This is a genomic window from Enterobacter cloacae complex sp. HYC003_NIDB, from assembly GCF_056673375.1.
Genome location: NZ_CP114220.1, coordinates 3,197,053 through 3,211,377, shown reverse-complemented (window position 1 = coordinate 3,211,377; position 14,325 = coordinate 3,197,053). Strand labels below are relative to the sequence as shown.

Sequence of the window (14,325 nt, the reverse complement as noted above, 5' to 3'; positions counted from 1 at the left end):
CCTTACGCGCTCAGCAGTTGCTTCATATCATCTTCAACGTTGGTCACAGAACGCAGACCAAATTTCTCGTTCAGGATGGCCAGCAGGTCCGGCGTCAGGAAGCCTGGCGCGGTCGGCCCGGTGACGATGTTGGTCACGCCGAGAGAGAGCAGGGTCAACAGGATAACGATCGCTTTCTGCTCGAACCAGGAGAGCACCAGCGACAGCGGCAGATCGTTCACGCCGCAGCCCAGTTTTTCTGCCAGCGTGACCGCCAGAATGATGGCTGAATATGCATCGTTACACTGACCCGCATCCACCAGGCGCGGCAGACCTTCGATGTTGCCGAAGTCCAGCTTGTTGAAACGGTACTTACCGCAGGCCAGGGTCAGGATCAGACAGTCTTCCGGTACGCGGGTGGCGAAATCGGTGAAGTAGTTACGTTCCCCGCGCGCGCCGTCACAGCCGCCGATCAGGAAGATGTGACGCAGTTTTTCACGGCTGACGAGGTCAATCAGGGAATCCGCCGCACCCAGCAGGGTTTCACGACCAAAACCGACGGTGATGAGGTGCGGAATTTCGCTGTACGGGAAGCCTGCCATCTGCTGCGCCTGAGCGATAACCGGACCGAAATCGTCGCCTTCAAGGTGGCTCACGCCCGGCCAGCCGACGATGCTGCGGGTCCAGATACGGTCGTCATACGCGCCGACGGTCGGGTCGATGATGCAGTTAGAGGTCATGACGATTGGGCCAGGGAAGCGGGCGAACTCCACCTGCTGGTTCTGCCAGCCGCTGCCGTAGTTACCGATCAGATGCTTAAATTTACGCAGCTCCGGGTAACCGTGCGCGGGCAGCATTTCGCCGTGGGTATAAACGTTAACGCCGGTGCCTTCGGTCTGCTTCAGCAGGTTGTAGAGATCTTTCAGGTCATGACCGGAGATCAGAATGCATTTGCCTTCGGTCGCTTTGACGTTGACCTGCGTTGGCGTTGGGTGGCCGTAGGTGCTGGTTTCACCGGCATCCAGAATGCTCATCACTTTGAAGTTCATCTGGCCGATTTCCATCGAGCATTCCAGCAGGGCGTTCATATCGGAAGGCCAGGTGCCCAGCCAGGCCATGATTTTGTGGTACTGGGCGTAAATAGCGTTGTCGTACTGGCCGAGTACGTGCGCGTGTTCCATATAGGCCGCAGCACCTTTCAGACCGTACAGGCACAGCAGGCGCAGGCCGAGGATGTTTTCGCCAATCGCCGCTTTGTCTTTATTGGGAGTAAATTCTGCGGCCTGACGCTGTAGCTCGCCCAGGTCGTCGCTCACCAGCTGTAGCTCCGCCATCGGGTTGTCCACGCGGGCGCTGGCGTCGGCATTCAGGCACTGCGCTTTCAGGGCTTCACGCAGGGCAATCGCTTCGCGGGCATAGCCCACAATGCGTGGAGAATCGAAGTTAACGTTGGTCAGCGTGGAGAAAAATGCGCGCGGCGCAAAGCTGTCGACATAGTGATCAACAATGCCATATTCACGGGCTTTGAAGGCCCAGGCGGACAAGCCTTGCAGCGCCGCAATCAGCAGATCCTGGAGATCGGACGTTTCTGCGGTTTTGCCGCACATACCCTGCGCGTAAGAGCAGCCGTTGCCTGCTGGGGTACGGATGGTTTGTTCACATTGCACACAAAACATAATCACACCTGTTAAAGTTATATTTGAGATACATGTTTAAGGTTATGCTTGTGCCACAACGGAGAAAAGTGCTTTCTTATACTAAGTGGAGGGTTATTGATTTAGCGCAATTTTGGCGGCAGGTTCACTACCGCCAAAGCAGTATCAGGCTGAGAAGAACGCCATCAGAATGGGTACCAGCAGGCTCAGAATAAAACCGTGTACGATGGCGGCAGGAACCATCTCCAGCCCTCCCGAGCGCTGTAACACCGGCAGGGTAAAGTCCATTGAGGTGGCCCCGCACAGGCCCAGCGCGGTAGAGCGGCTGCGGCGTACCAGGCCGGGGATCAGCATGATGGCTATCAGCTCGCGCGCCAGATCGTTAAAGAAGGCGGCGCTGCCGATCACCGGACCAAACGATTCGGTCAGCAGAATACCGGAGAGCGAATACCAGCCGAAACCGGACGCCATCGCCAGGCTGGTTTTCAGCGGCAGATCGAGAATAAAGGCGTTAATCACTCCCCCCGCCAGTGAGCTGGCCACAACGATAACGGCAACCATCATGCCCCGGCGGTTAAGGACAATCTGTTTCAGCGTCATGCCATTATTTCGCAGCTGAATACCAATCAGGAAGAGCAGGAAAATAAGCGTATATTCGCTGGCTTCCGTTGCGTGCTGTAAAAATGCCCAGCCGGTCAGCCCCAGTAAAAAACCGAGAACCACCACGCCGCACAGTTTTAATGATTCCAGCGCCATCGCAATACGGGAGGGAAGCTTTTCCTGATGGTGGTGATTTTTCCAGGGAATAGTGCGTTCCAGCCAGAACAGCGCAGCAATATTGCACAGCAGAATAACCACTACCGTAACCGCAGAATAATGCAGGATGGAAAGCAAGTTCGTCGCCAGATTATCCAGGAAGGCCAGGCTGATCCCCATAAAGAACAGAATGACGTAAACAATCCAGCTGAGAAAACGATTAATAAGCTTTAAGGCCGATTCATGACGCAGCGGAATAAGGTAGCCCACAATCAGGGGCAGAAGAATGATGAGGAGTCCTGAGAACATGAACAGCCGGTCCTTTTGAGTTTTCGTTAAGCGCCAGAGACACTACCCAATAAAGGCTGTGAGGTAAAGCTACAAAAAAAGCCGGGTGGCGGCTACGCCTTACCCGGCCTACAAAGTGCACACTAACGTAGGTCGGGTAAGCTTTAGCGCCACCCGACATTACAGACCGCACTTAATTAATCGCGTTTTTCCAGCAGGGTGCGATACAGCACGCCGCCCAGAATACCGCCGATAATTGGCATCACCCAGAACAGCCACAGCTGTTCAAGCGCCCAGCCGCCCTGGAAAATAGCCACCGCGGTGCTGCGCGCCGGGTTAACGGAGGTGTTGGTCACCGGAATGGAGATGAGGTGGATCAGCGTCAACGCCAGACCAATAGCGATGGGGGCAAAGCCCGCAGGCGCGTATTTGTCCGTTGCGCCGTGGATCACCAACAGGAAGCCTGCGGTGAGCACAATTTCAATCACGATGGCAGACAGCATCGAGTAGCCGCCTGGAGAGTGTTCGCCGAAGCCGTTCGACGCAAATCCGCTGGCCGCGGCGTCAAACCCGGCTTTTCCGCTGGCAATTACGTACAGCACCGCCGCGGCAATAATACCGCCAATAACCTGGGCAATAATATAGCCAATAATATCTTTTGCCGGGAAACGTCCGCCCGCCCATAATCCTAATGTGACGGCCGGGTTGAAATGACCGCCGGAAATATGCCCCACGGCGAATGCCATGGTTAATACAGTTAAGCCGAATGCCAGCGCGACGCCGACAAAGCCAATACCTAATTCCGGAAATGCGGCTGCCAGTACTGCGCTACCGCAGCCACCAAACACCAGCCAGAATGTACCAAAGCATTCTGCCGCTAATTTTCTGAACATAACCACCTCAATAATAAACGTCCGCGCCCATTCCTGCGCGCGGGTTATATCGCCATAAAGGGATGACGACTCAAAGAGCCAGTATTTTGAAACCATCAACATCCCTTCGCCACTCAAATAAATTCACTAAATTTGATTTAAGGCAATGTGATGTCAATCCTTGTTCAGATCGGAGGTAATAAGAGCATAGCCCAATAATTAAGGGGGCGTATATTCTGCTGTCGTGACCCACAGCCTGCCGCTATACTGCTGATAACTTGAAGGAAAAAGTGGCCGAATTGCGGGGGATGTATGCTACTCGAACGTGTGGAGATTGTCGGGTTTCGCGGGATTAACCGCCTGTCGCTGCAACTGGAACAGAACAACGTCCTGATAGGCGAAAATGCCTGGGGTAAATCCAGCCTGCTGGATGCCCTGACGCTGCTACTTTCGCCCGAAGAGAACTTGTACCACTTCGTTCATGATGACTTCTGGTTTCCGCCAGGGGATGTCAACGGACGCGAGAAACACCTGCATATCATTCTGACCTTCCGCGAATCCGAGCCCGGTCGCCATCGCGTGCGTCGTTTTCGCCCTATGTCGCCCTGCTGGGTGCCCTGTGAAGATGGTTTCCAGCGTATTTTCTATCGCCTTGAGGGCGAAATGGCGCAAAACGACGGGGTGTTAACCCTGCGTGAATTTCTTGATGAGAAGGGAAATCCGATCCCGCTCGATAATATTGACGAGCTTGCCCGCCATCTTATCCGCCTCTCCCCCGTGCTGCGCTTACGAGACGCGCGCTTTATGCGGCGGATCCGTAACGGCACCGTGCCGAATATGCCCGAGGTGGAGGTGACCGCCCGCGAACTGGATTTCCTCGCCCGTGAACTGGTCTCACGGCCGCAGAACCTCACCGACGGCCAGATCCGTCAGGGACTGTCTGCCATGGTGCAACTGCTGGAGCACTATTTCTCCGAGCAGGGAACGGGGCAGGCGCGCCACCGTCTGATGCGTCGCCGCTCGCACGATGAACAACGAAGCTGGCGCTATCTCGATATTATCAACCGCATGATCGACCGCCCCGGCGGGCGCACGCATCGGGTGATCCTGCTGGGATTATTCTCCACGCTTTTACAGGCGAAAGGGACGGTGCGCCTGGATCGGGACGCGCGCCCGCTGCTGCTGGTGGAAGATCCGGAAACGCGGCTGCACCCGATTATGCTTTCCGTGGCGTGGCATCTTCTTAATTTGCTGCCGTTGCAGCGAGTCACCACCACGAATTCCGGAGAGCTGCTCTCTCTGACGCCGGTGGAGTATGTCTGCCGCCTGGTGCGTGAATCCTCGCGGGTCACCGCCTACCGGCTCGGGCCCGGCGGGTTAAATGCCGAAGATGGCCGACGAATTGCGTTTCATATCCGTTTTAACCGTGCCTCTTCCCTGTTTGCCCGCTGCTGGTTGCTGGTGGAAGGGGAAACGGAAACCTGGGTGATAAACGAGCTGGCTCGCCAGTGCGGACACCACTTTGACGCCGAAGGGATCAAAGTGATCGAATTTGCTCAGTCTGGCTTAAAACCGCTGATCAAATTTGCGCGCCGGATGGGGATAGAGTGGCACGTACTGGTGGATGGCGATGAGGCGGGTAAAAAATATGCGGCGACCGTGCGCAGCCTGCTCAATAACGATCGTGAAGAGGAGCGGGAACATCTGACCGCGCTGCCTGCGATGGACATGGAGCACTTTATGTACCGCCAGGGATTTGACGACGTCTTTCACCGCGTAGCGATGATCCCGGTAGATGTGCCCATGAATATGCGCCGGGTGATTGCCAAAGCTATCCATCGGTCGTCAAAACCGGATTTGGCCATTGAAGTTGCGACGGAAGCGGGCAGGCGAGGCGTGGAGTCGGTGCCCACGCTGCTGCGTAAAATGTTCTCCCGCGTCCTCTGGCTGGCTCGCGGGAGGGCCGATTAACGGGCAGTCGCCTGCGAAACCTGTTGGATCAGGCTATCAAGCAGGGCATAGCGGCGGCGGTATTCGGACCGTTTTTTACTCGCAATCTCTTCCATCGGTTTGCGTGGCATGGTCAGTGGCAGGGCAAAGTTGCCGTTATCCTGCTGCTGTCCGCCAAGGGAGCGCCAGAAGCTGTCATAGTCAGCCAGCAATTTTCCCTCTTTTTTCTTGCGATAGCGCCAGCTGCGGTAGATGTGGGTGGCGTTACTCACCGCGAGGATCTGCTCGACCGGGAAGGCGCCTGCCAGCGTCATGACCGCTTCAACCAGCAGACGTTTTGGGAACAGTCCGTGACAGGCTTTGGTCGCCAGCTGAATGTGCTCGTGCGGGACATGCGCTTTCGCCCCCTGCATTCCGCCGATGAAGAGCGTTGGCTTGCCCTGGTATGTGCACAGCGTAAAGGTCAGCTCGGCCAGCACCGTGTTCTGGTGGTCGCAAAAAGTGAGGGTCGCTTCCCCTTCTTTGTCCAGAAACGCATCCGCGCTCAGGCGAACGCTAAACTGCTGCTCCTCTTTGCCCGTTAACGTCACCAGCATAATGCCCTGGCTGGAGAGGTAACCGTTCAGCAGCGACGCCGGAAGATGGCGGCTCATCATCTCATAGTGATCGTTCAATGCGTCCAGCGTAGTCTGACGGCCCATATTGACGGTCAGCCACGGCCGGTGCAGGCGGCACGGCAGGCCGGGCTGCACGCGCAGGATCTGCATCAGACGGGGCTGTTTTGCAAGATTTCCGAGCAGGCGCGCAGTGGTGAACGGCGTTGCCAGCGAGCGCAACATAAACTTACGTCGATAGGCCGGATTTTGCCACGCCAGCCCCGGCGTGAGGGAACCCGATGCCAGGCTTTTAAACAGTTGCCAGCCCGATTTAGGCTGGGGCAGCGTTGAATAAGGTGTATCGACGATGGAAGACATGTTAGATCCTGCTTCTTGTGGAATATCGCTATTTCAGCAGGCGCTTTATCAACATCGGGTAAACAATTCCCGACGATTACGGGGATCGGGGGTTTCGTTGAGGAGTGGTTTAGATAAAATCAACGGTGATGATAGCCAGAACAATTATTTGGAATATTTATGAACCTGAAGGGAAAACGCAGAAAGCTGTTTCTGCTGCTGGCGGTAGTGGTGTTAGCGGGCGGATTCTGGTTATGGAAGGTACTGAACGCGCCGGTACCACAGTATCAAACGCTGATTGTTCGTCCGGGCGAGCTGCAACAAAACGTGCTGGCGACGGGGAAACTGGATGCCCTGCGTAAGGTTGACGTGGGCGCGCAGGTCAGCGGTCAGCTTAAAACCCTGTCAGTTGAGATTGGCGATAAGGTTAAAAAAGGCCAGCTGCTGGGCGTGATCGATCCTGAGCAGGCGCAAAACCAAATCCGCGAAGTGGAAGCGACGCTGATGGAGCTGCGCGCGCAGCGCGCGCAGGCTCAGGCGGAGCGTAATCTCGCTCAGGTCACCCTGACGCGCCAGCAGGCGCTGGCGAAAACGCAGGCTATCTCGAAACAGGATCTGGACACAGCCGCCACGGAGCTGGCGGTGAAGCAGGCGCAGATTGGCACCATCGATGCGCAAATCAAACGGAATCAGGCCTCGCTGGATACGGCGAAAACCAACCTCGATTACACGCAAATCGTTGCGCCAATGGCCGGGGAAGTGACGCAGATAACCACCCTGCAAGGCCAGACGGTCATCGCCGCGCAGCAGGCGCCGAACATCCTGACCCTGGCGGATATGAGCACCATGCTGGTGAAAGCCCAGGTATCCGAAGCGGACGTCATTCACCTTAAGCCGGGGCAGAAAGCCTGGTTTACGGTGCTGGGCGATCCGCAAACCCGCTATGAAGGGGTGCTGAAAGATATCCTGCCGACGCCGGAGAAGGTCAACGACGCCATCTTCTACTATGCGCGTTTTGAGGTGCCAAACCCGCAGGGCGTGCTGCGTCTGGAGATGACCGCCCAGGTGCATATCCAGCTGACCGGCGTGAAAAACGTGCTGACGGTTCCGCTCTCCGCGCTGGGTGAATCCGCCGGGGACAATCGCTACAAGGTGAAAGTGCTGCGCAACGGCGAAACCCGCGAGCGGGAAGTGGTGATTGGCGCACGTAACGACACCGATGTGGTGGTGGTAAAAGGGCTGGAAGAGGGTGAGGAAGTGGTCACCAGCGAAACCCTGCCCGGAGCCGCGCAATGACGGCGCTGCTTGAGCTGAATGACATTCGTCGCAGCTATCCGTCCGGCGACGGGCCGGTGGAGGTGCTGAAGGGCATCTCCCTGCGCGTTGAAGCCGGTGAAATGGTGGCGATTGTCGGGGCGTCGGGCTCGGGTAAATCAACGCTGATGAACATTCTTGGCTGTCTGGATAAGCCCACCAGCGGCACCTATCGCGTGGCCGGGACGGATGTTTCCACCCTGGACGGCGACGCGCTGGCGAAGCTGCGTCGCGAGCATTTTGGCTTTATTTTTCAGCGTTACCATCTGCTTTCACACCTGAGCGCGGCGCAGAACGTGGAGGTGCCGGCGGTGTATGCGGGCGTCGAGCGCAAAAAACGCCTTGAACGCGCGAAGGCGCTGTTAACGCGTCTTGGGCTGGCGGAGCGTGTTGATTATCAGCCTTCGCAGCTTTCCGGCGGTCAGCAGCAGCGCGTGAGTATTGCCCGTGCGCTGATGAACGGCGGACAGGTGATTCTCGCTGATGAGCCAACCGGTGCGCTCGACAGCCATTCCGGTGAAGAGGTGATGGCGATCCTGCATCAGCTGCGCGATCAGGGGCATACGGTGATTATTGTCACCCACGATCCGCAGGTGGCAGCGCAGGCGGAACGCATCATTGAGATCCACGACGGCGAGCTGGTCAGCAACCCGCCGCCACGTCAGTCCAGAGCGGCGGCGCCGAAAGAAGCCTTACCTGCGTCCACCGGCTGGGGACAGTTCTCCAGCGGCTTTCGTGAAGCGCTGACCATGGCCTGGCTGGCGATGGCGGCCAACAAAATGCGCACCCTGCTGACCATGCTCGGCATCATTATCGGTATTGCCTCGGTGGTGTCGATTGTGGTGGTGGGCGATGCGGCGAAACAGCTGGTGCTGGCGGATATTCGCGCCATCGGGACTAACACCATCGACGTTTACCCCGGCAAAGATTTTGGCGACGACGAGCCGCAGTATCAGCAGGCGCTGAAATACGACGATCTGGCGGCTATTCAGAAGCAGCCGTGGGTGAACTCCGCCACGCCTGCCGTGTCGCAAAACCTGCGTCTGCGCTACGGCAACATCGACGTGGCGGCCAGCGCTAACGGCGTCAGCGGAGATTACTTCAACGTCTACGGCATGACCTTCAGCGAAGGGGCGACCTTCAACGCGGAACAGCTGGCGGGCAGGGCGCAGGTGGTGGTGTTAGACGCTAACTCGCGCAGACAGCTTTTCCCCAATAAAACCCGCGTGGTGGGGGAAGTGATCCTGGTGGGTAACATGCCCGCCACGGTGATTGGTGTGGCGGAAGAGAAACAGTCCATGTTTGGCAGCAGCAAGATCCTGCGCGTCTGGCTGCCGTACAGCACCATTTCCGGGCGCATTATGGGACAGTCCTGGCTCAACTCCATTACCGTGCGAGTGAAAGAGGGCTACGACAGCGCGCTGGCGGAACAGCAGCTCGAGCGGCTGTTAACGTTGCGCCACGGGAAAAAGGATTTCTTCACCTGGAACATGGACGGCCTCTTGAAAACGGCCGAAAAGACCACACGTACTCTTCAGCTGTTCCTTACGCTGGTGGCGGTGATTTCGCTGGTCGTCGGCGGGATAGGGGTGATGAACATTATGCTGGTGTCGGTGACCGAACGTACGCGGGAGATCGGCATTCGCATGGCGGTCGGGGCCAGAGCCAGCGATGTGCTCCAGCAATTTTTGATTGAAGCGGTGCTGGTGTGTCTGGTGGGAGGCGCAATGGGGATTGCGCTCTCGATGATGATCGCCTTCGCGCTCCAGCTCTTTTTACCGGGGTGGGAGATTGGCTTCTCACCGATGGCGATCCTCACCGCGTTTTTGTGCTCCACCTTTACCGGCATTTTGTTTGGCTGGCTGCCGGCACGAAACGCGGCGCGGCTGGATCCGGTGGATGCGCTGGCGCGGGAATAACCCGAAAATAAAAATGCCAGCCGATCGGGCTGGCATTTTGCCTGCGGGGTGTACACAATGAATCAGAGAGCTATGCAACCGTTTCTGCTTCAACGGGCACGATAAGACTGGCGTGATTGCCTTTTGGCCCCTGGTGTACATCGAACCGGACGGACTGCCCGGCTTTGAGCGTCCTGTAACCATCCATCTGAATGGTGGAATAGTGAGCGAAGATATCCTCGCCGCCGCCTTCGGGGCAAATGAAGCCAAACCCCTTGGCGTTGTTGAACCACTTAACAGTACCCATTTCCATGCTTCGACATCCTTCGTAAATCTTATAAATTAAGATGGAATGAACCGGTGGTGGAGTGGGGGCTGTTCAAAACCTCGCCAACTCACGCTTGTACAATTTAGAGAAACGGAAGAAGCCGTCAAGCGTTTGGCGCTGGAGTTGGGACAATAATCAACCAAAATTTGAGGCAGTTAACGCTATTGCAACAGTTTGTGACAGACATCGCGGATGACAGTAATAGATGATTGTTATCTAACATCTGAGGTAGATTCAAAGTGGTTATGCATAATGGGTAAGACCAACGATTGGCTGGATTTTGACCAGCTGGCGGAAGATAAAGTGCGCGACGCGCTAAAACCGCCATCTATGTATAAAGTTATGTTAATGAACGATGATTACACGCCGATGGAATTTGTTATTGACGTGCTACAAAAGTTCTTTTCTTATGATGTTGAACGTGCAACGCAACTGATGCTTACCGTTCATTATCGTGGCAAAGCGATCTGCGGCATCTTTACTGCCGAGGTTGCGGAAACCAAAGTAGCGATGGTGAACGACTATGCAAGGGAGAACGAGCATCCGTTGCTGTGTACGCTGGAAAAGGCCTGATAAGGCATAAAATTGGGGGAGGTGCCTATGCTCAATCAAGAACTGGAACTCAGTTTAAACATGGCTTTCGCCAGAGCGCGTGAGCACCGACATGAGTTTATGACCGTCGAGCACCTGCTGCTCGCACTGCTTAGCAACCCATCTGCCCGCGAAGCGCTGGAAGCCTGCTCCGTGGATCTGGTGGCGCTACGTCAGGAACTCGAAGCCTTCATCGAACAAACTACACCGGTGCTGCCAGCCAGTGAAGAAGAGCGCGACACGCAGCCGACGCTCAGCTTCCAGCGCGTGTTGCAGCGCGCGGTTTTCCACGTCCAGTCTTCCGGACGTAGCGAAGTGACTGGCGCCAATGTCCTGGTCGCCATCTTCAGCGAGCAGGAGTCCCAGGCGGCCTACCTGCTGCGTAAACACGAAGTCAGCCGGCTCGACGTGGTCAACTTCATCTCTCACGGAACGCGAAAAGACGAGCCTAACCAGGCATCGGATCCCAGCGGACAGATCAACAGCAATGAAGAGCAAGCAGGCGGGGAGGATCGTATGGAAAACTTCACCACCAACCTTAACCAGCTTGCTCGCGTTGGCGGTATCGACCCGCTGATTGGTCGCGACAAAGAGCTGGAGCGTGCCATCCAGGTGCTGTGCCGCCGCCGTAAGAACAACCCGCTGCTGGTGGGGGAATCTGGCGTGGGTAAAACCGCGATTGCCGAAGGGCTGGCCTGGCGCATTGTGCAGGGCGACGTGCCGGAAGTGATTGCCGACTGCACCATCTACTCGCTGGATATTGGCTCGCTGCTGGCGGGCACCAAATACCGCGGTGATTTCGAAAAACGTTTCAAAGCGCTGTTAAAACAGCTGGAGCAGGACACCAACAGCATTCTGTTTATCGATGAGATCCACACCATCATCGGCGCAGGTGCGGCCTCCGGTGGCCAGGTGGATGCCGCTAACCTGATCAAACCGCTGCTCTCCAGCGGCAAGATCCGCGTGATGGGCTCCACGACGTACCAGGAGTTCAGCAACATCTTTGAGAAGGATCGTGCGCTGGCGCGTCGTTTCCAGAAAATCGACGTGACCGAGCCGTCGGTTGACGAAACGGTGCAGATCATCAACGGCCTGAAAACCAAGTACGAAGCGCACCACGACGTGCGTTACACCGCGAAAGCGGTCCGTGCGGCGGTGGAACTGGCGGTGAAATACATCAACGATCGTCATCTGCCGGATAAAGCGATCGACGTGATTGATGAGGCGGGTGCGCGTGCACGCCTGATGCCAGCCAGCAAGCGTAAGAAAACCGTGAATGTGGCGGATATCGAGTCCGTGGTGGCCCGCATCGCGCGTATTCCTGAGAAGAGCGTTTCTCAGAGCGACCGTGATACGCTGCGGACCCTCGGCAATCGCCTGAAAATGCTGGTCTTTGGTCAGGATAAAGCCATTGAGGCCTTAACCGAAGCGATCAAGATGGCCCGTGCTGGCCTGGGGCATGACCACAAGCCTGTCGGTTCCTTCCTGTTCGCCGGCCCGACCGGGGTGGGTAAAACCGAGGTGACGGTTCAGCTCTCCAAAGCGCTGGGCATTGAGCTGCTGCGCTTTGATATGTCCGAGTATATGGAGCGTCATACCGTCAGCCGTTTGATTGGTGCGCCTCCGGGATACGTGGGCTTTGACCAGGGCGGCCTGCTTACGGACGCGGTTATCAAGCACCCGCACGCGGTACTGCTGCTCGATGAAATCGAGAAAGCGCACCCGGACGTGTTCAACATCCTGTTGCAGGTGATGGACAACGGGACGCTGACCGATAACAACGGGCGCAAGGCCGATTTCCGCAACGTGGTGCTGGTGATGACCACCAACGCCGGGGTGCGGGAAACCGAGCGTAAATCCATCGGCCTGATCCACCAGGATAACAGCACCGATGCGATGGAAGAGATCAAGAAGATCTTCACGCCGGAGTTCCGTAACCGTCTGGACAACATTATCTGGTTCGATCATCTGTCTACCGAGGTGATTCATCAGGTGGTGGACAAGTTCATCGTCGAGTTGCAGGTTCAGCTGGATCAGAAAGGCGTGTCGCTGGAAGTGAGCCAGGAGGCCCGCAACTGGCTGGCTGAGAAAGGCTACGACCGTGCGATGGGCGCCCGTCCGATGGCGCGCGTGATTCAGGACAACCTGAAGAAACCGCTGGCGAACGAGCTGCTGTTTGGCTCGCTGGTGGACGGCGGCCAGGTAACGGTGGGGCTGGATCAGGCGAAGAACGAACTGACGTACGATTTCCAGAGTGCGGCGAAGCACAAGCCGGAAGCGGCTCACTGATTTTCTTTAGTGTAAAAGCCGGGTTTTTAACCCGGCTTTTTTGTGTCCGCTTTTCTCCCTCTCCCTGTGGGAGAGGGTCAGGGTGAAGGCATCAGAACGCACTAAAATACCTCTTCCTGAACAGCCACACTAAAGCCATAAATAAAAAAGGCCGGGATTGTCCCGACCTTTTAAATATTCATCTGCCATTACAGGCGAAAACAATTAGCGACTACGGAAGACAATGCGGCCTTTGCTCAGGTCGTACGGGGTCAGCTCAACAGTCACTTTGTCGCCCGTCAAAATGCGGATATAGTTTTTGCGCATTTTACCGGAGATGTGCGCAGTTACCACGTGACCGTTTTCCAGTTCTACGCGAAACATGGTATTAGGCAACGTATCAAGTACGGTACCCTGCATTTCAATATTGTCTTCTTTGGCCATCTAATCCTCTGGGGTATCACTACCAAGTTTTGAACCGGCAAGATAATGCCGAAATTCCTCAATTAAGTAAAGAATTGCGCGTTTAAAACGCAGCAAAACAGTCTCAGCGTATTGCCCAAGCGTCACGGTACAACCGAACGGAAAGCGCATTCGTAAAGGGGAGACGACAGGATAAACGTAAGGACGTTATCTGAAGCGAGGGTCCCAAACGGCGGCGGGGCAACAGGCAGAAGCTACTCTGCGGCGTAATTATAACACCCTCATAAAAAATATGCGGAAAACATTTAGGCATTGGGTATAAAGAGCGTTCTGGGAACCCAAAAATCGCGTGGTAGGGTCTCCTTTCGGCACTGTTCCAGGTGTTCGATATAGTGTCGGCGGGAGATTTCAACGGCGCCGAGCGAGGCGGTATGCTCATTCAGCACCTGACAATCCATTAACTGTCCTCCACGTCGGGCAAATTCCTGGCTAAAAACCAGCAGCGCGGTTTTCGACGCATTCGTGGAGCGGGAGAACATCGACTCGCCGCAGAACAGCGTACCTTGCGCCACGCCGTACATGCCCCCGACGAGGTCGTCCCCGCTCCACACTTCGATCGAATGCGCGTACCCCAGCTCATGAAGCTGGTGATAGGCGATAATGATATCGCGGGTTATCCAGGTGCCTTCGTGACGATCTTCAGCGCAGCCTTCGATAACCTGGCCGAAGGCGTGATTAAGGGTGACGCGAAAGGGTGATTTTGCATGAAAACGCTTCATGCTGCGGCTCAGGTGAAACTGCCCAGGCCACAGCACGGCTCGCGGGTCGGGAGACCACCATAAGATCGGGTCGCCAGGAGAAAACCACGGAAAGATGCCGCGCTGGTAAGCCATTAAGAGCCGTGCCGGGCTGAGATCGCCGCCCAGAGCCAGCAAGCCGTTAGGTTCACGCAGCGCCCCCTCCGGAGAAGGGAACGCAATATTATGGCGAGAAAGCTGCACCAGGCGCATGACAACAGAACTCCAGTACGCGAGAGAGGACGCTACAAAT

The 14,325-nt window shown here is 56.3% G+C and carries 12 protein-coding genes; 5 read left to right on the top strand and 7 right to left on the bottom strand.

Annotated elements, in window-relative coordinates:
• Positions 1 to 2: 2 nt before the first annotated feature.
• The 3 genes from hcp to aqpZ all read right to left on the bottom strand — a co-directional run bounded on the left by hcp (position 3) and on the right by aqpZ (position 3,571).
• Complete coding sequence (gene hcp, locus O1722_RS15340; RefSeq protein WP_017384847.1) at positions 3 to 1,655, bottom strand: hydroxylamine reductase; 1,653 nt, start codon at positions 1,653 to 1,655, stop codon at positions 3 to 5.
• 144 nt (positions 1,656 to 1,799) lie between these two features.
• Positions 1,800 to 2,699 carry a LysO family transporter gene (locus O1722_RS15335; protein WP_015570988.1) on the bottom strand — a complete coding sequence of 300 codons (900 nt, stop codon included), beginning with the start codon at positions 2,697 to 2,699 and terminating at the stop codon, positions 1,800 to 1,802.
• Positions 2,700 to 2,875: 176 nt separating this feature from the next.
• Complete coding sequence (gene aqpZ / locus O1722_RS15330) at positions 2,876 to 3,571, bottom strand: aquaporin Z (RefSeq protein WP_026080729.1); 696 nt, start codon at positions 3,569 to 3,571, stop codon at positions 2,876 to 2,878.
• Between the two features lie 291 nt (positions 3,572 to 3,862).
• On the opposite strand from aqpZ, the gene O1722_RS15325 reads away from it, so the two are divergent.
• A complete protein-coding gene (locus tag O1722_RS15325) occupies positions 3,863 to 5,521 on the top strand; it encodes an ATP-dependent endonuclease (RefSeq protein WP_017693708.1) in 1,659 nt (552 codons plus the stop codon).
• Here the strand turns inward: O1722_RS15325 and O1722_RS15320 are convergent.
• Positions 5,518 to 6,474 (bottom strand): VirK/YbjX family protein, encoded by a 957-nt coding sequence (locus O1722_RS15320; RefSeq protein ID WP_033486314.1) that lies wholly within the window; start codon positions 6,472 to 6,474, stop codon positions 5,518 to 5,520. The two genes, O1722_RS15325 and O1722_RS15320, sit on opposite strands and share 4 nt — an antisense overlap.
• A gap of 159 nt (positions 6,475 to 6,633) precedes the next feature.
• Between O1722_RS15320 and macA the strand changes: the two genes are divergently transcribed.
• Both macA and macB read left to right on the top strand, forming a co-directional pair.
• On the top strand, positions 6,634 to 7,749 hold the full coding sequence (gene macA / locus O1722_RS15315) for a macrolide transporter subunit MacA (RefSeq protein ID WP_033486313.1): 1,116 nt from the start codon (positions 6,634 to 6,636) through the stop codon (positions 7,747 to 7,749).
• A complete protein-coding gene (macB, locus tag O1722_RS15310; protein ID WP_015570984.1) occupies positions 7,746 to 9,686 on the top strand; it encodes a macrolide ABC transporter ATP-binding protein/permease MacB in 1,941 nt (646 codons plus the stop codon). The genes macA and macB overlap by 4 nt, the downstream gene beginning before the upstream one ends.
• A gap of 70 nt (positions 9,687 to 9,756) precedes the next feature.
• Here the strand turns inward: macB and cspD are convergent, their stop codons facing one another.
• Entirely contained in the window at positions 9,757 to 9,978 is a 222-nt protein-coding gene (gene cspD / locus O1722_RS15305) for a cold shock-like protein CspD (RefSeq protein WP_006809408.1), read from the bottom strand.
• 267 nt (positions 9,979 to 10,245) lie between these two features.
• On the opposite strand from cspD, the gene clpS reads away from it, so the two are divergent.
• The gene (gene clpS, locus O1722_RS15300; protein WP_006174393.1) at positions 10,246 to 10,566 is read left to right on the top strand and encodes an ATP-dependent Clp protease adapter ClpS; all 321 of its coding nucleotides are present in this window, start codon (positions 10,246 to 10,248) and stop codon (positions 10,564 to 10,566) included.
• A gap of 27 nt (positions 10,567 to 10,593) precedes the next feature.
• A complete protein-coding gene (gene clpA / locus O1722_RS15295; RefSeq protein ID WP_006809407.1) occupies positions 10,594 to 12,873 on the top strand; it encodes an ATP-dependent Clp protease ATP-binding subunit ClpA in 2,280 nt (759 codons plus the stop codon).
• Between the two features lie 204 nt (positions 12,874 to 13,077).
• Here clpA and infA read toward each other — a convergent pair whose 3' ends face one another.
• On the bottom strand, positions 13,078 to 13,296 hold the full coding sequence (gene infA, locus O1722_RS15290; protein WP_002211347.1) for a translation initiation factor IF-1: 219 nt from the start codon (positions 13,294 to 13,296) through the stop codon (positions 13,078 to 13,080).
• 284 nt (positions 13,297 to 13,580) lie between these two features.
• Positions 13,581 to 14,285, bottom strand: a complete 705-nt coding sequence (gene aat, locus O1722_RS15285) for a leucyl/phenylalanyl-tRNA--protein transferase (RefSeq protein ID WP_023296218.1) — start codon at positions 14,283 to 14,285, stop codon at positions 13,581 to 13,583.
• Positions 14,286 to 14,325: the final 40 nt, after the last annotated feature.

Excerpts from the sequence above, each read along its gene's own strand:
- hcp (WP_017384847.1), bottom strand. The coding sequence starts at position 1,655 with ATGTTTTGTGTGCAATGTGAACAAACCATCCGTACCCCAGCAGGCAAC.
- O1722_RS15335 (WP_015570988.1), bottom strand. The coding sequence starts at position 2,699 with ATGTTCTCAGGACTCCTCATCATTCTTCTGCCCCTGATTGTGGGCTAC.
- aqpZ (WP_026080729.1), bottom strand. The coding sequence starts at position 3,571 with ATGTTCAGAAAATTAGCGGCAGAATGCTTTGGTACATTCTGGCTGGTG.
- O1722_RS15325 (WP_017693708.1), top strand. The coding sequence starts at position 3,863 with ATGCTACTCGAACGTGTGGAGATTGTCGGGTTTCGCGGGATTAACCGC.
- O1722_RS15320 (WP_033486314.1), bottom strand. The coding sequence starts at position 6,474 with ATGTCTTCCATCGTCGATACACCTTATTCAACGCTGCCCCAGCCTAAA.
- macA (WP_033486313.1), top strand. The coding sequence starts at position 6,634 with ATGAACCTGAAGGGAAAACGCAGAAAGCTGTTTCTGCTGCTGGCGGTA.
- macB (WP_015570984.1), top strand. The coding sequence starts at position 7,746 with ATGACGGCGCTGCTTGAGCTGAATGACATTCGTCGCAGCTATCCGTCC.
- cspD (WP_006809408.1), bottom strand. The coding sequence starts at position 9,978 with ATGGAAATGGGTACTGTTAAGTGGTTCAACAACGCCAAGGGGTTTGGC.
- clpS (WP_006174393.1), top strand. The coding sequence starts at position 10,246 with ATGGGTAAGACCAACGATTGGCTGGATTTTGACCAGCTGGCGGAAGAT.
- clpA (WP_006809407.1), top strand. The coding sequence starts at position 10,594 with ATGCTCAATCAAGAACTGGAACTCAGTTTAAACATGGCTTTCGCCAGA.
- infA (WP_002211347.1), bottom strand. The coding sequence starts at position 13,296 with ATGGCCAAAGAAGACAATATTGAAATGCAGGGTACCGTACTTGATACG.
- aat (WP_023296218.1), bottom strand. The coding sequence starts at position 14,285 with ATGCGCCTGGTGCAGCTTTCTCGCCATAATATTGCGTTCCCTTCTCCG.